Raw genomic sequence first — 21,764 nt, 5'->3', positions numbered from 1 at the left:
ATAAAAATTATATTTGTATATAAATTTTATATGCATATAAGTTAATATCATTGAGCAATAAATATGCAAAAAAAATCTATCGAACTTAAAAGTAGTAATTTTACATTATTAGTACTTTATTTAAATAATCAAAATATAGATTTAATTAATGAATCATTATATAAAAAAACTCAAGAATGTCCAAAATTTTTTAAAAATGCACCTATTATTATTAATGTGTCAAGATTATGTAGTACAGTAGACTGGAAAAAAATACAAGACACTATTAGTTCTCATGGTTTTTTCGTTGTAGGAGTAAGTGGCTGTCAAGATAATATATTAAAAAAAAATATTATTGATTCCGGATTACCTGTTTTGTCCGAAAGAAAAAAGAAAAAATATAATTTTGTTACCAATCTTTGTATTAATCCCATAAAAAATGAAAAAAAAGCAATAAATAATAAAGTAGAAAAAACTCATATTATAGATATACCTGTACGTTCAGGTCAAAAAATTTATGCTAAACACGCTGATTTAATAGTTGTAAACAATGTCAGTGCTGGTGCTGAATTAGTAGCTGATGGAAATATTCATATTTATGGTATAGTTCGAGGTAGAGTACTTGCAGGTGCTAATGGAGACTCATCAAGAAAAATTTTTTGCACAGGATTATTTGCTGAGTTAGTCTCTATATCTGGGGAATATTGGTTATCAGACCAAATACCATCAGAGTTTTTCGGAAAATCAGCGCAAATTTACTTAAAAAATAAATTTTTAACTATCAATTCTCTCAGTTGAGTGTGTTTTTTTAAGGATATTTTTAATATGACACGGATCATTGTAGTAACTTCAGGGAAAGGAGGTGTAGGTAAAACTACTTCAAGTGCAGCCATTGCAACAGGTTTAGCACAAAAAGGCAAAAAAACAATTGTTATAGATTTTGATATAGGGTTAAGAAATTTAGACTTAATTATGGGATGTGAACGTAGAGTAGTATATGATTTTATTAATGTCATTCAAGGTGATGCAACTCTTAATCAAGCTATAATTAAAGATAAAAAAACAAATAATTTATTTATACTTCCTGCGTCACAAACTCGAGATAAAGATTCTTTAACAGCCACAGGAGTTGAGAAAGTTTTAACAGAGCTAATAAAAATGGAATTTGATTTTATTATTTGTGATTCACCTGCAGGAATCGAAACAGGTGCCATTTTAGCAATATATTTTGCTGATGAAGCAATTATTACTACTAATCCTGAAGTTTCTTCAGTACGGGATTCTGATCGAATCTTAGGAATAATTGCATCAAAATCAAAAAGAGCTGAACAAAACAAAACTCCTATTAAAGAATATCTTTTATTAACACGGTATAATCCCAGACGTGTAAAAAAAGGCGAAATGTTAAGTATGACCGACGTTTTAGATATTCTTCAAATACCTATAATAGGTGTGATTCCAGAAGATACATCTGTTCTTCGTGCGTCTAATCAAGGCGAATCTATAATATTAGATATGAATTCAAATGCAGGACATGCTTACAGTGATACTGTAAATCGATTATTAGGTGAAGAGCATCAGTTTCGTTTTATTGAAGAAGAAAAGAAAAGTTTTTTACAACGTTTATTCGGGAGATAGGTATGGCTTTATTGGATTTTTTTTTATCCCGGAACAAAAATACTGCTAATGTTGCAAAAGAGAGATTGCAAATAATTGTTGCAGAACAAAGAAAATATGATAATGAACCGGATTATTTTCCACAATTAAAACGTGAAATATTATCTGTCATTTGTAAATATGTAAATATAGAACCCAATATGGTAACAGTTCAATTAGAACAAAAAAATGAAGATATTTCTATATTAGAATTAAATATTGTTTTGCCTGATTAAATTATTAAAAAATATATTTTTAATAAAATAATTAAAATTTATTTTTTATTATTTAATGATAATTTAGTTCAATCAATACTGAAGTATGTTTAATATTTCAGCATTGATTGTTTTTTTATATTATCAAGATAATAAGATCTTTTTTTAAAATTTATCATATAAATAATTAATACTATTTTCTTCAAGTGAAAATAATTTTTTATTTTTTATTGTTAATAAAGCAAAGGGAATTATATCTTTTGCATTAGGAGAAAAAATTTTAGTATTATTTATATGTAAAAAGTTTTTAACTTGAATAAGTTGAGATTCATTACCGACAAGCGTCCATTTTTTCTTTAAATTATTAATTTTTTCTATAATTATTTTTTTTTTCATCAAAGATTCAGTGTGTTCTCCTATCCAAATAGATTCTTTATTTCTTATGTATTGCCCCCAATATACTTCTGTTTTTTTTGCATTAATTAGAACTAATATTTGTTTTTGTTTGTATTTTCGCCATGCTTTTTCAGCCATAATAGCTAATGTAGAAATACTTATTAGAGGGATTTTTAAACTGAACGATAAACTTTGTGCAATACTTGCTGCAATACGTATACTTGTAAAATTTCCAGGGCCTTTAGCAAAAGAAATATAATCTAATTTTTTAAATTCTGTATTGGCTTTCAATAATGTTTCTTGAATCATAGGTAATATTTGAGAAGTGTGTTTTTTTTTACATTTCTCTGATAGAGAATAAATATATTTGTTTTTATAAACTGCAACTGAACAACAATCAATCGAACTATCAATTGCTAAAATTATTTTAGACATGCTTTTCTCAGAAATTATTTTGACCTTAAAAATATATATTTTTTTATTTTCTATAAAATTATTTATATTTCTTGATTATTATCTTTGTTTTTAGTAATTCTTACTAAATCAATACGATATTCTGTTGCTTTAACAATATGAAAAGAGAAAGGATATATATGAATTATTTCTCCTGGAAGAGGCAATTGACCTTTCTGAGCAATTAATAAACCTCCTAAAGAAGCATAATTATCTTCTTTAATTAGTGCCTCAGTATTTAGTAGTTGTTGTAATGAATGCAAGTCAGTCTCTCCTTTTACTAACCAACTATTATTTTCTTTTATAATATCAGGAGTTTCATCAGCATCTGGAAATTCTCCTGCTATAGCTTCTAAAACATCTAGAGGAGTAATTAAACCTTGTACTACTCCAAATTCGTTACTAACAATTACAAAACTTCCCTGTGCACGACGAAGCACACCAAGAAGATTGATAGGATCGAGCGTATCTGGTATAATAATTGGTAGAATTTTACTAGAAAAAGTAGATACATCTATTTTGTTTTCAATAGCTACTAATAATTCTTTAGCACGTACAATACCTATTATTTCATCTAGTTCTCCTTTACATACTGGAAATAAGCTATGTGGTGTGTCTAACAATTGCATTCGAATTTCATCAGTGTTTTTTTCTGTGTTTACCCAAGAAATATTACTTCGTGGAGTCATAATACTTCTAATAGAACGCCCGGCTAATGTAAGAACACCGTTGATCATATATCTTTCTTCTTCTTTAAAAGTTTCTAATTCTTTTGAAGATTGAACATAAGTATTTTCTTTATTACTTTTTGTGGTTTTTTTTATTTTTTTTGTTTTATTATTTTCTCCTACCATTAATCGTAAAATAGCTTCTGCTGCTCTTTGTCGCATAGGTCTTCTAGATTGATTTTTCATAAAATTATGACGTGCTATCTGATTAAAAATTTCGATTAAAACAGAAAAACCAATGGCAGCATATAAATATCCTTTTGGAATACAAAATCTCAAAGCTTCTGTAATTAAACTAAAACCAATCATTAATAAAAAACTAAGACATAGTACTACAACTGTTTGATGAAGATTAATAAAGTTAGTCAATGCTTTTGATGCTAACAACATAAGCATAGTTGCTAATATTACTGCTATCATCATAATTAATAGCTGATTGACCATGCCTACAGCTGTTATTATTGCATCTAAAGAAAATACTGCATCTAAAACAACTATTTGAATTACTACAGCCCAAAAACCTGCATAATTTTTATTTTCTGAATTTTCATGATGATTATTTTCTAGTCTTTCATGTAATTCTATTGTAGTTTTAAATAATAAAAAAAAACCACCAAATAAAAGAATAACATCACGTATAGATAAAGAAAAAAATCTATTATGAATAATAGGGGAATTAAGAGTCACAACCCAAGATATTAATGATAGTAATGCTAAACGCATTACTAAAGCTAGCCCTAAACCGATTAAACGTGCTTTATCTCGTTGATTAGGGGGTAGTTTTTCTGATAAAATTGCTACAAAAATTAAATTATCAATGCCTAATACTACTTCTAGTATAACTAGTGTTAATAATCCAGCCCAAGTTGACGGGTCTAAAAAAAACTCCATCAGAAAAACTCCGTAAAAAAATAGGATATATTGATTTATTATATTTAGAAGATTAAAAATTTTTTTGATAAAAATAGGTCATGTGAATGAATATTTTTTTTTGAAGAATTTATTTGTGAAGTTAGTACTTATTTTGTAATTATAGTAAAAAATAGATATTTTTAGAGGATTTAAAAAACGAAGTCCTCTGATTTATTTAACAGAGGGCTTTTTAAAAAATTTAGTTTTGTATTAACTAATGTTTAGTTTATATAGAAAAAACATTTATTGCAGCTGGACCTTTTTGTCCATCTTGAATTTCAAATTCAACATTTTGCCCTTCAGTTAATGTTTTAAATCCATTTCCCTGAATTGAAGAAAAATGTACAAAAACATCCTTACTTCCATCTGATGGTGTGATAAAACCAAAACCTTTAGATTCGTTGAACCACTTAACTTGACCTTTAATCTTAGCCATTTTGTAATTTCCTTAAGAAAATTTATTAGTCTTATTGCTAATTTATGTAGAAAATAAAAACATTACTGTATAAGGCATGAATTTAAGATTTGGCAAGAGAAGCTGTGTCAACGTCTTTACTTCTAAACTTTTTTAAATTTAATATTCTATGCATAACAGAATTGTAACTTATTTTTACCTAAAAATTTAATTAATAATAAAAAAGCATAATATCATTATATATTATCATTTTTATAAAAAAAAATCAAGTTTAAATTTATTAAAAAAAATTTTTTTTATACATTCCAAGCTTCCTAATAGAAAAATTAAAAATAAATTTCTATTAGGAAAAGTATATTTTGACTACATATATTTTTTATTATGTAATGCTTGTATTCTGTTTTCTAAAGAAGGATGAGATGCAAATAACTTGAAAAGAGAATCAGATTTTCCATTTATACAAAACGCAATCATACTATCAGATTCTTGAGGTTCATGACTTTTTTTTAAACGATTTAAAGCAGAGATCATTTTTTCGCGACCTACCATTTTTGCCGAACTAGCATCAGCATAAAATTCACGATGTCTAGAAAACCACATGGTAATAATACTAGCTAAGACGCCAAAAGTTAATTCTAGAAATGTAGAAATCAAAAAATATATGAAAGGGTTTTTTTCATCTGTATTATTTTCATTTCTATTATTTGATAATATACCACTTATGATTTGAGAAAGAATGCGAGATATAAAAATTACAAAAGTATTCACAACGCCTTGAACTAATGTCATAGTGATCATATCACCATTTGCAATATGACTAATTTCATGAGCAATTACCGCTTCTGCTTCATGATGAGTCATGTTTTCTAATAATCCTGTGGAAACAGCAATTAAAGCAGAATTACGACGCGCTCCTGTGGCAAACGCATTAATATCAGTTGCATGATATATTGCAATTTGAGGCATGATAATGCCTTTTTGAATGGATTGTTTACGAACAGTATTAATAAGCCAATTTTCTATCTCATTTCGAGGATGGATGATGATTTCACCATTTACAGAACGTAATGCGATCCATTTTGATAGAATTAATGATAAAATAGAACCACTAAAACCAAATAGACTCGACATAATTAATAAACCATAAATATTGTTAGACTGAATACCTGTTAAAATTAGAATCAGACCAAATATTAACATAACTGCCAAATTAGTTAATAAGAAAAGAATAATACGTATCATAAGATATTATCTTCCTCGATTAGCAAAATTGATATTTTATATACATTTAAAATCAAATATTTTTTTAATATTAAAACATACAAGTTTTTTATTATTGTTTTCGATTTTTAAAAATATTAAAAAATTAATTTTTAAGCTATCATAGTTATCTTGATCAAGTCAAGATAGATAAATTTTTTAAGATTTTTTTAATTAAATTTATACCAATAACGATTGTCACGAAGAAGAAGTAAATCTGCATCTTTAGGACCCCAAGTTCCAGACATATATAATTGAGGGATGTTATTTTTAGAATTTTTCCATGCATCTATAATGGGATCTATCCATTTCCATGCTTCTTCTACTTCATCACGACATACAAATAAAGATTGTATACCTCTCATACTTTCAAATAATAATCTTTCATAAGCATCAATTGAATTTTTAGAATTTTTTTCATAAAAATTACTAGATTTAAGTTGAGAATGTTCTAATTTATACTCCTTTTCTAATCCTAGGGTTTTATTCAAAAATTCAAATTTAATATTTGAATCAGGTTCTAAACGTATAACTAATTTGTTTTGTAATAATTCTTTATTTAAATTTTGAAATAAGTTTATAGGCATTTTCTTAAAAAAAACTACAATTTCAGAATACTTGTGTGCTAAACGTTTTCCTGTTCTTAAATAAAAAGGAACTCCTGACCATTTCTTATTATTGAGGCTTGCCTTTATAGCAACAAATGTTTCAGTTGCACTTGTTTTATTTGCACCATATTCTTCTAAATATGAAGGTACTTTTACCCCTTTAATCAATCCAGAACAATATTGTCCTCGAACAGTTTTTTTATTTATATTTTTTATATCAATAGGATTTAGAGCTCGTAGTATTTTTACTTTTTCATGTCGAATATTTTCGGCTGTAATATCTTTTGGTTGATCCATGGCAAGAATAGTTAATATTTGTAAAAGATGGTTTTGTACCATGTCTTTCATTTGTCCCGTCGTATCAAAGTAATTCCATCTACCTTCAATGCCAACTTCTTCAGATACAGTGATTTGAATATGATCAATAGCGGTATTATTCCAATTATGAAAAAAAAATGAATTAGCAAATCGTAGAGCGAGAAGATTAAGTATTGATTCTTTTCCGAGATAATGATCAATACGAAAAATTTGTGATTCTAAAAAATATTTAGAAATTTGATTGTTAATTATTTTTGATGTTTTTAAACAAATTCCTAATGGTTTTTCTAAAACTATACGAGATGAAATAGAATTTAAATTTGCATTTCCTAAACCTATAAAAATAGAATTTAATGTATTAGGAGGAACAGCACAATAATAAATAGTTATATTTTTTTTTTGATCTAAAATTTCTTTTAATCTAAAAAAATGTAATAATTTATAGACATCAACGTTACAAAAATATATACGAGAACTAAGTTTTTTCCAAATAAAATCATCAATTTCTTCATTTAAAAAATTTTTTATTGCTGTTTTTACTATTTTTATATAATCTTGAGTACTCCAATCAGCACGACCTGAAGCAATTATTCGTGTATATTTGTGTATTTTTTTAGATTTTTCTAATTTATATAAAGCAGGTAGTAGTTTTCTTTTTGTTAAATCTCCTTTAGCACCAAAAATTACTAAATCGCAAGCTTGATTGATTTCTATACTCATAATCTTCTCTTTTTTAAAATTTATATATAAAATTAAAAATTTTAATATAATTATTTACATAATAGTATTTATCAAAAAATTTTAATAAAAAATTTTTTTAATATAAATATTCTTTTATATAAATACTATTATTTAAGATTTTTTATCTTTTATAAGATATTATCTATAATGAAAATATTTTTATTAATTTTACTAAATAACTTATTAAATATAAATAAATATTTCACATTATTAGAATTCACATAAAAATATAAAATTTTTTTTAAAAACTTTGTACAAGGTGTTTATTATGTTAAACCGATTAAGAAGAACTAAAATTGTCGTGACTTTAGGACCTTCGACAGATATTGATAATAATTTAGAAAAAATCATTCGTTCTGGAGCAAATGTTCTTCGATTTAATTTTTCCCATGGCTCAGAAAATGAACACAAACTAAGAGCGAAGAAAGCAAGAGAAATAATGAAAAATTTAAATTGTCATATTGCATTGCTTGGCGATTTGCAAGGTCCTAAGATTAGAATATCTAAATTTAAAACAAATAATATTTTTTTAAATATCGGTGATTTTTTTGTATTAGATGCAATATTAGGAAAAAATAATGGAACTAAAGAACGAGTGGGTATTGATTATAAACAATTACCGTATGATCTAAAAGTTAGTGATATATTATTATTAGATGATGGTAGAATACAATTAAAAGTTATTAAAGTAACTGATCATGAAATATTAACAAGGGTTATTATCGGAGGAATTCTCTCTAATAACAAAGGTATTAATAAATTAGGCGGTGGTCTATCTGCAAATGCATTAACTAAAAAAGATGAAAAAGACATAATTCTTGCAGCGGAAATTGATGTAGATTATTTAGCAATATCTTTTCCAAGATGCAGTGATGATTTAAAAAAAGCGCGAAAATTAGCTCAGAAATCTGGGAGTAATGCTAAAATTATAGCAAAAATAGAACGTGCTGAAGCCGTAATAAGTCAAAATACTATAGAAGATATCATCTTAGCATCAGATGCAATTATGATAGCCAGAGGTGATTTAGGTGTAGAAATTGGCGATCCTGAATTGGCAGGTATTCAAAAGAAATTAATTAGAACGGCTAGACAATTAAATAGAATAGTAATTACAGCAACACAAATGATGGAATCTATGATTACAAATCCATTACCTACTCGTGCAGAAGTCATGGATGTAGCGAATGCTGTTTTAGATGGTACTGATGCAGTCATGCTTTCAGCAGAAACGGCGTCTGGTAAATATCCGTCTGAAACAGTTATAAAAATGGCAAAAATTTGTCAAGGTGCAGAAAAAGTACCCAGTATTAATGTCTCTAGACATCGAATTAATGCAAAATTTAATGATATTGAAGAAGCAATTGCAATGTCAGCAATGTATGTTGCAAATCATTTACAGGGGATTACAGCAATTATAACGATGACAGAATCAGGTAAAACTGCACTTATGACATCTCGGATTACATCTGGATTACCTATCTTTGCTTTGTCAAAAAACAAAAAAACTTTAAATTTAGCAGCTCTTTATAGAGGTGTTACACCTGTGTATTTCAATAGTGCAAGCAATGGTTTTCAAGCTGCTGATGAAGCAATTATTCTTTTATGTAAAAAAGGTTTTTTATGCAGCGGCGAATTAGTTATTATAACTCAAGGTGATATTATGGGAAGAATAGGTAAAACTAATACTAGTAGAATTTTGAAAGTTGTATAATTTCTTTCTGATTATTTTTTATGTTGTTTGTTTTTACATATTTATTAAGGAATATAAAAAATATGCTTAATAAGCATAAATTTTTATTGTATATTTACTTGACTAAGTTTTTTTAAAGGATTAATTATTAAAGAATGCATTTTTTAGTCTAACTTTCAAAGAATATTATAGCATGAATCATGTTTAATTGAGTTTTAAAATTTTTTATTTAAAATCTATTTTTTTATAAATTTTCTATATTATTAATATTAAGAATTTACATATTTAATATTATTAATATTATTAATATTATTAATATTTTGTTTGAATAAATTTAGTTTTATCTTTTTTAAAAGATTATGTGTTATTTTAAAAAATCGTTTTAAATATAATCTTATATTAGAAATTAATAAATCATCTTATTTTATATTTGTGTAATACATACTAAATATATAGTCTTTTATGATAAAGTAATCTTTTATATTTACTTCTACTAAATTTTTTCGATGGATGAATTTTTTATAGTAGAACTCAATAAGTTTAATATTAAAATTTAGAAAAAAATTGTTAATTGATGTAATATTTTTTATATTTAATGTAATATCAATGTCCATCTTTGAAAATATATCTTATAATATTAAGATTAAAATAAATAATTTATAACACTATGTTTGAATGTATAAAATTAAAAAATGTTTGTGTAAATTTATCCAATCGTTCTATTCTGACCAATATATCTTTATCTTTAATTCCCAATCGTGTTCTTACTTTAATTGGACCTAACGGAGCTGGTAAATCTACTTTAGTACGCATCATTTTAGGGTTAATAAAACCTAATTCAGGTACAATTATGCGTGCATATAATTTATCGATTGGTTATGTGCCTCAAAAATTAAACATTAATACTTTATTGCCAATTACAGTAGAACGATTTATGCAATTATCACATAAAACAAATAATATAAAAATATCAGAAATGTTGCGACGTGTAAAAGCAGAATCTTTAAAATTTTGTCAATTGCAAAAGTTATCTGGCGGAGAAATACAGAGAATTCTTTTAGCAAAAGCTTTATTAAATAATCCTAAACTTCTAGTTTTAGATGAACCCACACAAGGGGTAGATGTGACAGGACAACTGGCTTTATATAAATTAATTAATGAAATTCGATATGAACTAAAATGTTCTATTTTAATAGTTTCTCATGATTTAAATTTTGTTATGGCCAAAACAGATGATGTAATTTGTTTGAATAATCATGTTTGTTGTTCTGGAACTCCAGAAGCAGTTTGTAATAATGTAGAATTTATTTCTATATTTGGATATAAATATGTAAAAGAATTAGCTATTTACCATCATGATCATAATCATGTTCATAATTTTTAAAGTATATAATAATCTAATTATAGAGTAATTTTTTTATGTTTGAACTAATTCTTCCAGGATGGTTAGCAGGTGTTATATTGTCTTTAACAACTGGTCCATTAGGTTCATTTATAGTTTGGCGGCGCATGTCATCTTTTGGTGATACCTTATCCCATTCTTCCTTGCTTGGTATAGCGATATCTATTGCATTTAATATTCATTCGTTTTATGCTTTGTTTTTTCTAATGATTTTAATTGCAATTATTTTAGCGTGTTTGGAAGAACTATTATCTATGTCATTAGAAACTATATTAAGTATAGTTTCACATAGTTCGTTGTCCTTAGGAATAGTTTTGATTAGTTTAATGTCTAGTAAAAAAACAGTAGATGTTACTAATTATTTATTCGGTGATTTGTTATCTGTGACAAAATTAGATCTACTTATTATCTCAATAAGCAGTATGATAATAGTTAGTATTTTACTTTTTCGTTGGAATTCTATTTTATCAGCAACTATTAATGAAGAACTAGCTAAAATAGATGGTATAAATATCTTCTATGCTCGTTTAACTATAATGTTAATGACTGCTTTTACTATTGCGATAGCAATTAAATTTGTAGGTGCATTATTAATCACATCTTTGTTAATCATCCCACCTGCAACTGCACAACATTTTTCTGGTTCTCCGGAAAAAATGGTTTTTATTGCTATAATAGTCAGTATCATATCTGTTACAGGAGGAATATTGCTATCTATTTTTTATAATACACCCGCTAGTCCATCTATTGTTTTATGTTCTTCGTTTTTATGTTTGTTAAGTAATATAAAAAAATATCTTTAATATCTATTTTTTAAAATTTTTATACCTAGTTCTTGTAATAATACATTATTTATTGTGCTTGGAGAATCAGTCATTAAACAAGTCGCCGATGTTGTTTTTGGGAAAGCAATAACATCTCTAATATTTTCACTATGAGTTAAAAGCATAACAATTCTATCTAATCCTAAAGCTATTCCTGCGTGCGGAGGAGCACCATATTTTAACGCTTCTATTAAGAATCCAAATTTTTTGTTTTGTATTGATTTTTTTATTCCAATAATGTCGAAGACTGTTTTTTGTATATTAACATCATTAATACGAACTGAACCCCCGCCGATTTCATAGCCATTTATTACAAGATCATAACTATCTGAAATAGCAGTATTAGGTGAACTTTTTAATTTTTTTATATCCATTTTTTTTATGGCTGTGAATGGATGATGAACAGAAGAAATGTTTCCTTTTATGTCTTTAGTAAACATAGGAAAATCAACTATCCATACTGGTTTCCAACTATTTTTTTGAGTGATATCAAGATCACTTCCTAATTTTAAACGCAACATACCAAGCGATTTATTAACAATATGTTCTTCATCAGCAACTAAAAACAATATATCTCCATTTTTAGCTTTGCTTTTCTCTATTATTTTTCTTAAAGTTGTTTCATCTAAAATTTGTTTCATTGAACTATAAACACTTTTACATCCAATATAATTTTCTATTATTTTAATATAAAATAATTTTTTTGAATCAAATTTTTTTACGTATTGAGTATAAATATCAATTTTTTTGCGACTTAAATCTGCACCTTGAGGAATACATAATAATGCTATCCGATTATTTTTTGTAGTGTTTAAATTAAAAAAAAATATAAATTTTTCATCTTTACATATATTAGATATATCAATGATTTCAATTGGATTTCGTAAATCTGGCTTATCTGATCCATACTTTTTCATTGATTCATGAAAAGACATTTCAGGAAATTTTTTAAAATTAAAATTTACTATTTTTGACCAAAGTGTTTTTATAAGTTTTTCTACTAAATTACGAATTTTTTTAGCATTCATAAAAGAAACTTCAATATCGATTTGCGTAAATTCTGGCTGTCGATCAGAACGCAAATCCTCATCACGAAAACATTTTACTATTTGATAATATCTATCTATACCTGCAATCATTAAGATTTGTTTAAACAATTGGGGGGATTGAGGCAGTGCATAAAATTTTCCTGGATGGTTTCGACTAGGTACTAAATAGTCTCTAGCACCTTCTGGTGTAGATTTTGTAAGAATAGGAGTTTCAATATCTAGGAAATTTTTCTTCATCATAAAATTTCTTATCAAATAAGTTATTTTATTTCTTATTTTAAGATTGTCTAGAATATTAAAAGAGCGTAAATCTAAATAGCGATATTTTAATCTAGAGTCATCATGATTATTATTTGTATAATTTAATGGTAATGCTTGTGATGTATTTAAAATATTTAATACACTTGCTAATATTTCTATTTCTCCAGTGCTAATTTTGACATTTTTATTTTTTTCTTCTCTTTTTTGAACAGTACCCGTGATTTGAATACAAAATTCATTTCTTAAATTTAAAGCTTTTTTAAAAACAATATTATTTTTTAATTCAAAAATAACTTGAATAAGACCAGTATAATCCCTCATGTCAACAAAAATAAATTGACCAAAATTTCTTATTTTATGTACCCAACCACATAACTTCACTATTTTATTTAAATGAATTATTCGAATTTTTCCACAATATTTAGTACGCATAAATTCTCTTTAAAATTTTTTTATTTTTTTACTGAAAATAAGAAAGAACTCGTTTTTTTAAAGGATTTTTTCAACTAGATAAGTTTTTTAAGAAATGGATTTTATTTTTTAGAAAATAATTGATTTTTTTGATTAACGACTTCTAAAAATAATTCTTCCTTTAGTCAAATCATAAGGAGTTAATTCTACGGTTACTTTATCACCTGTTAGTATTCTAATGTAATTTTTTCTCATTTTTCCTGAAATATGTGCAGTAATAATATGTTTATTTTCTAATTCCACGCGAAACATGGTATTAGGTAATGTATCTATTACAACTCCTTGCATTTCAATGTTTTCTTCTTTAGACATTTTTCCCTCATAAAAAATATTAAATATAATTAATTTCATTATATCAGATACTGGTCATTTTGACTAGTATGTTTTTATGATATAATGATATTTTGCATATAATTTTTTATAGTAAAGAACTAAGATAACGTTCACTATCTAAGGCGGCCATGCAACCACTAGCAGATGATGTAATCGCTTGTCTATAAACATGATCTATTACGTCTCCTGCTGCAAAAATACCAGGGATACTTGTTTGAGTATAATTCCCATGTGTATTGCAGATTACTGAAATATAACCATCTTTCATTTTTAACTGATCTATAAATATATTTGTATTAGGAATATATCCAATTGCAATAAATAATCCTGAAATATTGATTTTTAATTCTTTATTTTTTATTGAATTTTTTTGTTTAATTAATAAATGAGTGACTTCAGAAGAAGTTCCTAATATTTCTTTTACAGTAGAATTTAAATAAATTATTATTTTTTTAGTTTTTATTTGTTTTGTTAATCTATTTAATAAAATTTTTTCAGCTCTAAAATTAATTCCACGATGTATTAAATGAACTTTTTTAACAATATTTGATAAATATAATGTTTCTTCTATAGCTGTATTACCACCACCTACAACTGCAACTTCTTTTTCTTTATAAAAAAAACCATCACATGTAGCACATGTTGAAACACCTTTTCCCTTAAAAAATACCTCTGATTTTAATCCTAAATAACGAGGATTTGCTCCAGTAGCAATAATAATTGCATCAGCAGTATATTTATTATTCTCTCCTATTAAATAAAAAGGTTTTTTTTTAAAATCTACCGATATTATATTATCAGAAACAATTTTAGTATTAAGTTGAACAGCATGTTTATGCATACGATCCATTAAATCTGAACCGCTGATTTTGTTAAAATCTCCTGGCCAATTTTCAATTTCATTAGTATTCATCAATTGACCTCCTTTATTTACACCAGTAATTAAATAAGGTCTTAGATTAGCTCTTGAAGCATATATTGCTGCAGTATATCCTGCTGGTCCAGATCCTAAAATAATTATTTTTCTATGCTGAATATCATTCATATTTAATTTCCTGAAAAAATCCTATCATTGATTGAATATAACAAATATTATGGTTTTTATATATTACTGAAAATGAATTAATTCTTTAAAAAATATAAATAATTTAAAAAACACGTTGTTTTTTAATAAAAATTTTTATCGCAATACTGTTATATTTGTTTTAATTCTATAAAATACGTCTTAGTATATTACTAATATAGTTTAATTTAAAAAAATTATTTTTATATATGCAATAAAAATTTTCATATTTTACTGTATATAGTATTAACTTATAAAATAATTCACAATATGTATTGAATAACAATTTTTATAAATAATCAAAAAAAGAGTAACACATTTTATGTTAAATCCTTATTTATTACGCAATGAATTACATTTAACAGCTAGGAAACTGTTAAAAAAAGGTTATAAATTAGATATTTCTACAATATCTTATATGGAAGCAAAGAGAAAAAAATTACAAATTCAAACTGAGAGTTTACAATGCAAACATAATTCTCTATCAAATCTGGTTAGAGAATCTAAAAGTATTAAGAATAAAAATGAATCTTTAAAAAATGAAGTTATACAATCAAGCAAAGATTTAGACGCTGCTAAAATTGAACTTAATTCTTTAAAAGAAAAAATATATCATTTTTCTATGTGTATACCTAATATTCCTTCTGATGATGTTCCAGAAGGAGATACATCAATTAATAACAAAGAAATTAAGTCTTGGGGTCAAAAAAGACAATATGATTTTACAGTTCAAGATCATATTAAAATAGGAAGTAAATTTAATGAATTAGATTGGAAATCTTCAGCCCAAATGTCAGGTTCCCGATTTGTTGTAATGAAGGGTAAAATTGCTCTTTTACATCGTGCACTTAGTCAATTTATGCTAGATCTGCATACGTTACAACACGGCTACATAGAGACTTATGTTCCTTATTTAGTGAATCCTGAAGCGTTATATGGCACAGGACAATTACCAAAATTTAGTGATGACTTATTTCATATAAATCTTGCGAATAAAAAAAAGTATATATTAATTCCTACAGGAGAGGTTCCATTAACTAATTTATTTTACAATCAAATAGTAAACGAACAAGATTTACCTATTATGTTAACTGCACATACTCCTTGTTTTCGATCAGAAGCATCTTCTTATGGACGTGATACTAAAGGTTTAATTAGATTACATCAATTTGACAAAGTGGAATTAGTGCAAATTGTAAAGCCAGAAAAATCTATGGAAGCATTAGAGGAAATAACTAATCATGCTGAAAAAGTTTTACAACTTTTAGATTTACCTTATAGAAAAGTGCTTTTATGTACCGGAGATATGGGTTTTTCAGCTGTAAAAACATATGATTTAGAAGTTTGGTTTCCTTCTCAAAAAAAATATAGAGAGGTTTCTTCTTGTTCTAATATGAATGATTTTCAAGCACGTCGTATAAAAGCTCGTTATAGAAAAAAATCTACACGAAAAAATTTTTTTGTACATACCTTAAATGGTTCTGGTTTAGCAATAGGTAGAACATTAGCGGCAGTATTAGAAAATTATCAACATTCTGATGGCCGTATAGAAATTCCTAAAATTCTTCAAAAAAAATATATGCAAGGATTAGAATTTATAAATTAGTTTTTGAATGTAATACTAAAAATATGATTGGTGAAATAATGAATGTAGTTTACAATTTTAGTGCTGGCCCAGCTATGATTCCCAAAGATGTTCTTTACGAAGCTCAAAAAGATCTACGAAATTGGAAAAAATCAAATTTTTCTATAATGGAAATCAGTCATCGCAGTGAAAAATTTATACAAATCGCCTTGGAAGCAGAAAGAGATTTAAGGGAATTATTAAAAATACCTGATTGGTTTAAAGTGTTATTTTGTCAAGGTGGTGCTAGAGGACAATTTTCAGCTGTTCCCATGAATTTATTAGGTAATTCAAAAACAGCAGATTATATAAATAGTGGTTATTGGTCAAATTGTGCATTTATTGAAGCTAAAAAATATTGCACTCCTAAATCTATACTAATTAGAAAAAATGATGATAAAAAAGAATCTCTTTTATCAATAAATCAATGGGAAATTAATAAAAACTCAGCATATATTCACTATTGTCCTAATGAAACAATAGATGGATTATGTATTCATGAAGAACCAGTCTTTGAAAAAAAAATTATTGTTGGAGATTTTTCATCTGTTATTTTATCACGTCCAATTAATATTAATAATTATGATCTTATTTATGCAAGTGCTCAAAAAAATATTGGTCCTGCAGGAATAACAATAATTATTATTCGAGAAAACTTATTAAAACATTCTTCTAATATAACTCCCTCTATTTTAGATTATCAAAAAATATCAGAAAATAACTCTATGTTTAATACACCTCCTACATTTTCTTGGTATCTATCAGGATTAGTTTTTAAATGGTTAAAAAAACAGGGAGGTTTAAAAGAAATTGAAAAATCAAACCAAAAAAAATCAGATTTGTTATATAAGAAAATAGATGCTAGTGATTTTTATATAAATAACATAGATAATAAAAACAGATCTCAAATGAATGTTGTATTTAATTTAATTAATCCTAAATTAAATACAATTTTTTTAAAAGAAGCTTCTAAACTAGGATTAAATTATTTAAGAGGACATACTGCAGTAGGTGGTATGCGGGCATCTATTTATAATGCTATGCCGTTGGAAGGCATTCGATCTTTAATAGAATTCATGTCATATTTTGAAAATCAATATGGATAAATTATCTCTAGTTGATTTTTTTAAAAAAACTATTTCAACTATAATTAAGCAGAGCGTATATTTATTATGCAAGATTCTTTGGATTTAAAACCAATATCTTATGTTAATGGAACCGTTTCTTTACCAGGTTCAAAAAGTATTTCAAATAGAGTTTTATTACTTTCAGCAATAGCTAAAGGTACAACATATATAAGTAATTTATTAGATAGTGATGATACTCAATATATGTTAAATGCTTTAAAAAAATTAGGTGTTAAATATGTTTTATCTAATAATCAAAAAACATGTCATGTTGAAGGTATAGGTGGACCTTTTTGTTCATCTAAATCTATCTCTTTATATTTAGGAAATGCGGGTACTGCAATACGACCTCTTCTTGCTATATTATCCTTACATAATATGAACAATATTTTATTAGGTGGAGATGATAGAATGCACGAAAGACCTATTAAACATCTTGTTGATACTTTAAAACAAGGAGGTGCAATTATAGAATATGAAAAAAATGAAGGATATCCTCCGATACGAACAAAAGGTGGTTTTATTGGAGGATCTCTTTTTTTAGATGGAAATATTTCTAGTCAATTTTTAACGTCATTATTAATCAGCGCACCACTTGCTCTGCAAGATACTACTATTTTTATTAAAGGTAATTTAGTTTCTAAACCTTATATTGATATCACACTTAATTTAATTAAATATTTTGGAGTAAACATTAAACATAATTCTTATGATATATTCTATATCAAAGGTAGACAACAATACAAAACACCTGGTAACTATATGATTGAAGGAGATGCTTCTTCAGCCTCTTATTTTTTAGCAGCGGCTGCTATTAAGGGTGGTTCAATAAAAGTTTCTGGTGTTGGTAAAAAAAGTATTCAAGGTGACATAGAATTTGCAAATGTTCTTGAAAAAATGGGAGCAATAATTTATTGGGAAGACTATTGTATTACTTGTACTCGAAATAAATTAAATGCAATAGATTTAGATATGAATCATATTCCAGATACAGCTATGACTATAGCAATAGTAGCTCTTTTTGCTAAGGGTACTACGATTATTAGAAATATATATAATTGGAGAGTAAAAGAAACTGATCGTTTATCTGCTATGACGATAGAATTAAGAAAGATTGGCGCGGTAGTTGAAGAAGGAAAAGATTTTTTATCAATTACTCCACCTGTTAATTTTAAATATTCTAATATTGACACTTATAATGATCATCGTATGGCTATGTGTTTTTCACTAATATCTTTATCTGGAACAGGTGTAAATATATTAAATCCAAATTGTATTTCAAAAACTTTTCCATCTTATTTTAAAGACTTTTTACGTATGACTAAGATCTAATAAAATTTTTTAATAATTTTTTATACATTAAAGATAAAATATGATAAATAAAATCCCTGTTATTACTATTGATGGTCCAAGTGGTGTAGGAAAAAGCACACTTTCTAAAATAATAGCAAATAAGTTAAATTGGGCGTTGTTAGAATCAGGCAACATTTATCGATTAATAGCGTTTTTAGCATTGAAAAAAAATATTTCTATTCTTGAAGAAGATATAGTTAATTTATTAAATAATTTAGATTATTCGTTAATTAAAAAAAAACTCTAAATGATTTTTACAACTCAAAAAATCTTGAGAACATTAGCGAGGTTGCTTCTCAATTATCAGTATATCCTCGTGTTAGAGAAATTTTACTAAAAAAACAAAGGTGTGTGCCATGTCTTCCGGGTTTAATAGCAGAAGGACGTGATATGGGTACAGTAGTATTTCCAGATGCTATGATTAAATTTTTTTTAAAAGCTGATTTAAAAGTGCGTGTAAATAGAAGAATTATAGAATTAAGAAAAAATGGTCATTATATTGATTTTCATGAATTGTTTTTAAAAATGAAGATTCGTGATGAACGTGATCAAAATCGATTAATTTCTCCTTTATGCATAGCAAAAAATGCTATAATATTAGATTCTACTGATATGAGTTTATCAGAAGTCGTAAAAACTTTAATGCAATATATTATTAAAAATATAAAAAAAATAGTTAAATAATTAATATATTTTTTGCATATGACACTCTTTTAATAGGGATTATTATAAGATACATAAAAATAACCTCATTTTAACATGAAGTTAAGATGAACGTTTAATAAAGATTTTTTAAAATTATTAATATGAATGAATCTTTTGCTCAATTATTTGAAGAATCGTTAAAAGAAATTAAAACTCGTCCAGGCTCTATTATTCGGGGCACTGTCGTTTCTATAGAAAAAGATATAGTGTTAGTTGATGCAGGTCTTAAATCTGAATCTGCCATTCCTGCTGAACAATTTAAAAATTCTCAAGGTTTTTTAGATGTAAATGTAGGGGATGAAATTGATGTTGCTTTAGATGCTATTGAAGATGGATTTGGAGAAACACTTTTATCTCGTGAAAAAGCAAAACGTCATGAAGCATGGTTGATATTAGAACAAGCTCATGAAAAATCAGAAACAGTTATTGGAATTATTAACGGGAAAGTTAAAGGTGGTTTTACTGTTGAACTAAATGATATACGAGCATTTTTACCAGGTTCTTTAGTAGATATTCGTCCAGTTCGAGAAACAGTACATCTTGAAGGAAAAGAATTAGAATTTAAAGTAATAAAATTAGACCAAAAACGTAATAATGTTGTTGTTTCACGCAGAGCTGTTATTGAATCAGAAAATAGTGCAGAAAGAGATCAATTATTAGAAAATTTACAAGAAGGAATGCATATTAAGGGTATTGTAAAAAACTTAACTGATTATGGAGCTTTTGTAGATCTAGGCGGTGTAGATGGTCTTTTACATATTACTGATATGGCTTGGAAAAGAGTTAAACACCCCAGTGAAATAGTAAATGTAGGTGATGAAATTAATATTAAGATTTTAAAATTTGATAGAGAAAGAACTCGCGTATCACTGGGATTAAAACAATTAGGTGAAGATCCATGGATAGCAATTTCTAAGCGTTATCCTGAAGAAACTAAATTAACTGGACGTGTGACAAACTTAACAGATTATGGATGTTTTGTAGAAATTGAAGAAGGGGTAGAAGGTCTTGTACATGTATCTGAAATGGATTGGACCAATAAAAACATTCATCCATCAAAAGTAGTGATGGTTAATGATATCGTTGAAGTAATGGTGTTGGATATAGATGAAGAACGTCGTCGCATTTCCCTTGGTTTAAAACAATGTAAAATTAATCCATGGAAAGAGTTTTCTGAAACTCATAAAAAAGGTATCCATGTTATTGGGAAAATAAAATCTATTACAGATTTTGGTATTTTTATTGGTTTAAATGGAGGTATTGACGGATTAGTGCATTTATCTGATATTTCTTGGACAATATCTGGTGAAGAAGCCGTTAAAAAATATAAAAAGAATGATGAAATTTCTGCTGTAGTTCTTCAAGTTGATGCGGAAAGAGAACGTATATCTTTAGGAATTAAGCAGTTAGAAGAGGATCCTTTTAATCTATATATCACAAATCATAAAAAAAGCACAATTATTACTGGAATAATCAAGTCTGTAGATAAAAAAAATATTATTGTAAAATTACCCGAACATTTGGATGGTATTATAAAATTATCTGATATTTCTCATACGCATTCTGAACAAACAATAAATAACTTAAAAGTCAAAGATGAAATTCTAGTTAAAATATCTAGTTTTGATCGAAAAAATAGAATAATTTATCTTGTAATGCACACTGTAGATGAAAATGAAAAAAAAGATGTAGTAGTTCCATCTAATAATAAAACAAATGATGATGCTTTTTCTAATGTTATGACAGAAGCATTTAAAGCAGCTAAAAATACTGAATAATCATTTTTTATAGAGAATATTTTTTCTATAACTTTTATTAGAATATAAAAAATTAATAAATTTTTAAAGTTTATAAAACATAGGGGATTTATGACAAAGTCAGAATTATTCGAAAGAATTTCTGAACAAAGAATTCAGATGTCAAATAAAATGATAGAGCTTGCGACAAAAGAAATGTTAGAACATATGACTACATCGTTGATACAGGGGCACAGAATTGAAATCCGAGGATTTGGTAGTTTTTCATTACATTATCGTTCGTCTCGTATTGGTCGAAATCCTAAAACTGGAAGAATAGTTAAATTAAATGAAAAATATGTTCCTTATTTTAAACCAGGAAAAAAACTACGAGATCGAGCAAATATATACAAGTAACATCTTTTAATATTCTTTAAAGTAGAAA

21 protein-coding genes are annotated in these 21,764 nt (G+C 26.4%); 13 read left to right on the top strand and 8 right to left on the bottom strand.

The window, feature by feature from the left end; genetic code table 11:
• Positions 1–63 precede the first annotated feature (63 nt).
• Genes minC through minE form a run of 3 tightly spaced genes read left to right on the top strand, consistent with a single transcriptional unit; the run spans position 64 to position 1,871 of the window.
• Positions 64–777 carry a septum site-determining protein MinC gene (minC, locus tag D9V77_RS01640; protein ID WP_158338452.1) on the top strand — a complete coding sequence of 238 codons (714 nt, stop codon included), beginning with the start codon at positions 64–66 and terminating at the stop codon, positions 775–777.
• A 27-nt stretch (positions 778–804) separates the two neighbouring features.
• The gene (gene minD, locus D9V77_RS01635; RefSeq protein ID WP_158338450.1) at positions 805–1,617 is read left to right on the top strand and encodes a septum site-determining protein MinD; all 813 of its coding nucleotides are present in this window, start codon (positions 805–807) and stop codon (positions 1,615–1,617) included.
• A gap of 2 nt (positions 1,618–1,619) precedes the next feature.
• A complete protein-coding gene (minE, locus tag D9V77_RS01630; RefSeq protein WP_158338448.1) occupies positions 1,620–1,871 on the top strand; it encodes a cell division topological specificity factor MinE in 252 nt (83 codons plus the stop codon).
• A 144-nt stretch (positions 1,872–2,015) separates the two neighbouring features.
• On the opposite strand, the gene tsaB is transcribed toward minE, so the two are convergent.
• The 5 genes from tsaB to zwf form a co-directional block, all read right to left on the bottom strand.
• Complete coding sequence (tsaB, locus tag D9V77_RS01625; RefSeq protein ID WP_158338446.1) at positions 2,016–2,681, bottom strand: tRNA (adenosine(37)-N6)-threonylcarbamoyltransferase complex dimerization subunit type 1 TsaB; 666 nt, start codon at positions 2,679–2,681, stop codon at positions 2,016–2,018.
• A 62-nt stretch (positions 2,682–2,743) separates the two neighbouring features.
• Positions 2,744–4,318, bottom strand: a complete 1,575-nt coding sequence (locus D9V77_RS01620; RefSeq protein ID WP_158338444.1) for a TerC family protein — start codon at positions 4,316–4,318, stop codon at positions 2,744–2,746.
• Positions 4,319–4,565: 247 nt separating this feature from the next.
• A complete protein-coding gene (cspC, locus tag D9V77_RS01615) occupies positions 4,566–4,775 on the bottom strand; it encodes a cold shock-like protein CspC (protein WP_158338442.1) in 210 nt (69 codons plus the stop codon).
• Positions 4,776–5,117: 342 nt separating this feature from the next.
• Positions 5,118–5,996 (bottom strand): protease HtpX, encoded by an 879-nt coding sequence (gene htpX / locus D9V77_RS01610; RefSeq protein WP_158338440.1) that lies wholly within the window; start codon positions 5,994–5,996, stop codon positions 5,118–5,120.
• A gap of 188 nt (positions 5,997–6,184) precedes the next feature.
• Positions 6,185–7,660: a glucose-6-phosphate dehydrogenase gene (gene zwf / locus D9V77_RS01605; RefSeq protein ID WP_158338438.1), complete on the bottom strand. Its 1,476-nt coding sequence runs from the start codon at positions 7,658–7,660 to the stop codon at positions 6,185–6,187.
• 289 nt (positions 7,661–7,949) lie between these two features.
• On the opposite strand from zwf, the gene pyk reads away from it, so the two are divergent.
• From pyk to znuB, 3 genes are all read left to right on the top strand, one after another.
• A complete protein-coding gene (gene pyk / locus D9V77_RS01600) occupies positions 7,950–9,392 on the top strand; it encodes a pyruvate kinase (protein ID WP_158338436.1) in 1,443 nt (480 codons plus the stop codon).
• A 646-nt stretch (positions 9,393–10,038) separates the two neighbouring features.
• A complete protein-coding gene (gene znuC, locus D9V77_RS01595; protein WP_158338434.1) occupies positions 10,039–10,755 on the top strand; it encodes a zinc ABC transporter ATP-binding protein ZnuC in 717 nt (238 codons plus the stop codon).
• A 35-nt stretch (positions 10,756–10,790) separates the two neighbouring features.
• Positions 10,791–11,576 (top strand): zinc ABC transporter permease subunit ZnuB, encoded by a 786-nt coding sequence (znuB, locus tag D9V77_RS01590; RefSeq protein WP_158338432.1) that lies wholly within the window; start codon positions 10,791–10,793, stop codon positions 11,574–11,576.
• On the opposite strand, the gene aspS is transcribed toward znuB, so the two are convergent.
• The 3 genes from aspS to trxB form a co-directional block, all read right to left on the bottom strand.
• Positions 11,573–13,339 carry an aspartate--tRNA ligase gene (aspS, locus tag D9V77_RS01585; RefSeq protein ID WP_158338430.1) on the bottom strand — a complete coding sequence of 589 codons (1,767 nt, stop codon included), beginning with the start codon at positions 13,337–13,339 and terminating at the stop codon, positions 11,573–11,575. The genes znuB and aspS overlap by 4 nt on opposite strands.
• 132 nt (positions 13,340–13,471) lie before the next feature.
• Entirely contained in the window at positions 13,472–13,690 is a 219-nt protein-coding gene (gene infA, locus D9V77_RS01580) for a translation initiation factor IF-1 (RefSeq protein ID WP_158338428.1), read from the bottom strand.
• 106 nt (positions 13,691–13,796) lie between these two features.
• Positions 13,797–14,756 carry a thioredoxin-disulfide reductase gene (gene trxB, locus D9V77_RS01575; protein ID WP_158338426.1) on the bottom strand — a complete coding sequence of 320 codons (960 nt, stop codon included), beginning with the start codon at positions 14,754–14,756 and terminating at the stop codon, positions 13,797–13,799.
• A gap of 340 nt (positions 14,757–15,096) precedes the next feature.
• Between trxB and serS the strand changes: the two genes are divergently transcribed.
• From serS to ihfB, 7 genes are all read left to right on the top strand, one after another.
• Positions 15,097–16,380, top strand: a complete 1,284-nt coding sequence (serS, locus tag D9V77_RS01570) for a serine--tRNA ligase (protein WP_158338424.1) — start codon at positions 15,097–15,099, stop codon at positions 16,378–16,380.
• A 38-nt stretch (positions 16,381–16,418) separates the two neighbouring features.
• The gene (gene serC / locus D9V77_RS01565; protein ID WP_158338422.1) at positions 16,419–17,504 is read left to right on the top strand and encodes a 3-phosphoserine/phosphohydroxythreonine transaminase; all 1,086 of its coding nucleotides are present in this window, start codon (positions 16,419–16,421) and stop codon (positions 17,502–17,504) included.
• Between the two features lie 66 nt (positions 17,505–17,570).
• On the top strand, positions 17,571–18,857 hold the full coding sequence (aroA, locus tag D9V77_RS01560; RefSeq protein ID WP_158338420.1) for a 3-phosphoshikimate 1-carboxyvinyltransferase: 1,287 nt from the start codon (positions 17,571–17,573) through the stop codon (positions 18,855–18,857).
• Positions 18,858–18,897: 40 nt separating this feature from the next.
• Positions 18,898–19,125 (top strand): (d)CMP kinase, encoded by a 228-nt coding sequence (locus tag D9V77_RS01555; protein WP_158338418.1) that lies wholly within the window; start codon positions 18,898–18,900, stop codon positions 19,123–19,125.
• Positions 19,126–19,157: 32 nt separating this feature from the next.
• Entirely contained in the window at positions 19,158–19,562 is a 405-nt protein-coding gene (locus D9V77_RS01550; RefSeq protein ID WP_158338416.1) for a (d)CMP kinase, read from the top strand.
• 122 nt (positions 19,563–19,684) lie between these two features.
• Positions 19,685–21,361: a 30S ribosomal protein S1 gene (gene rpsA, locus D9V77_RS01545; RefSeq protein ID WP_158338414.1), complete on the top strand. Its 1,677-nt coding sequence runs from the start codon at positions 19,685–19,687 to the stop codon at positions 21,359–21,361.
• 72 nt (positions 21,362–21,433) lie between these two features.
• On the top strand, positions 21,434–21,736 hold the full coding sequence (ihfB, locus tag D9V77_RS01540; protein ID WP_261979300.1) for an integration host factor subunit beta: 303 nt from the start codon (positions 21,434–21,436) through the stop codon (positions 21,734–21,736).
• The last annotated feature ends 28 nt before the right edge of the window (positions 21,737–21,764 follow it).

It is taken from the genome of Buchnera aphidicola (Sitobion avenae), from assembly GCF_005082585.1.
Classification (GTDB): Bacteria; Pseudomonadota; Gammaproteobacteria; order Enterobacterales; family Enterobacteriaceae; genus Buchnera; species Buchnera aphidicola_Z.
The sequence above is the reverse complement of the archived record's forward strand: the minus strand, read 5'-3'. Positions and strand labels throughout refer to the sequence as shown.

Bases quoted from the DNA above. Each gene is read 5' to 3' on its own strand.
- rpsA (WP_158338414.1), top strand. From the start codon at position 19,685: ATGAATGAATCTTTTGCTCAATTATTTGAAGAATCGTTAAAAGAAATT.
- aspS (WP_158338430.1), bottom strand. From the start codon at position 13,339: ATGCGTACTAAATATTGTGGAAAAATTCGAATAATTCATTTAAATAAA.
- cspC (WP_158338442.1), bottom strand. From the start codon at position 4,775: ATGGCTAAGATTAAAGGTCAAGTTAAGTGGTTCAACGAATCTAAAGGT.
- serS (WP_158338424.1), top strand. From the start codon at position 15,097: ATGTTAAATCCTTATTTATTACGCAATGAATTACATTTAACAGCTAGG.
- tsaB (WP_158338446.1), bottom strand. From the start codon at position 2,681: ATGTCTAAAATAATTTTAGCAATTGATAGTTCGATTGATTGTTGTTCA.
- zwf (WP_158338438.1), bottom strand. From the start codon at position 7,660: ATGAGTATAGAAATCAATCAAGCTTGCGATTTAGTAATTTTTGGTGCT.
- znuB (WP_158338432.1), top strand. From the start codon at position 10,791: ATGTTTGAACTAATTCTTCCAGGATGGTTAGCAGGTGTTATATTGTCT.
- minE (WP_158338448.1), top strand. From the start codon at position 1,620: ATGGCTTTATTGGATTTTTTTTTATCCCGGAACAAAAATACTGCTAAT.
- minC (WP_158338452.1), top strand. From the start codon at position 64: ATGCAAAAAAAATCTATCGAACTTAAAAGTAGTAATTTTACATTATTA.
- pyk (WP_158338436.1), top strand. From the start codon at position 7,950: ATGTTAAACCGATTAAGAAGAACTAAAATTGTCGTGACTTTAGGACCT.
- minD (WP_158338450.1), top strand. From the start codon at position 805: ATGACACGGATCATTGTAGTAACTTCAGGGAAAGGAGGTGTAGGTAAA.
- infA (WP_158338428.1), bottom strand. From the start codon at position 13,690: ATGTCTAAAGAAGAAAACATTGAAATGCAAGGAGTTGTAATAGATACA.
- D9V77_RS01620 (WP_158338444.1), bottom strand. From the start codon at position 4,318: ATGGAGTTTTTTTTAGACCCGTCAACTTGGGCTGGATTATTAACACTA.
- htpX (WP_158338440.1), bottom strand. From the start codon at position 5,996: ATGATACGTATTATTCTTTTCTTATTAACTAATTTGGCAGTTATGTTA.
- D9V77_RS01555 (WP_158338418.1), top strand. From the start codon at position 18,898: ATGATAAATAAAATCCCTGTTATTACTATTGATGGTCCAAGTGGTGTA.
- aroA (WP_158338420.1), top strand. From the start codon at position 17,571: ATGCAAGATTCTTTGGATTTAAAACCAATATCTTATGTTAATGGAACC.
- trxB (WP_158338426.1), bottom strand. From the start codon at position 14,756: ATGAATGATATTCAGCATAGAAAAATAATTATTTTAGGATCTGGACCA.
- serC (WP_158338422.1), top strand. From the start codon at position 16,419: ATGAATGTAGTTTACAATTTTAGTGCTGGCCCAGCTATGATTCCCAAA.
- znuC (WP_158338434.1), top strand. From the start codon at position 10,039: ATGTTTGAATGTATAAAATTAAAAAATGTTTGTGTAAATTTATCCAAT.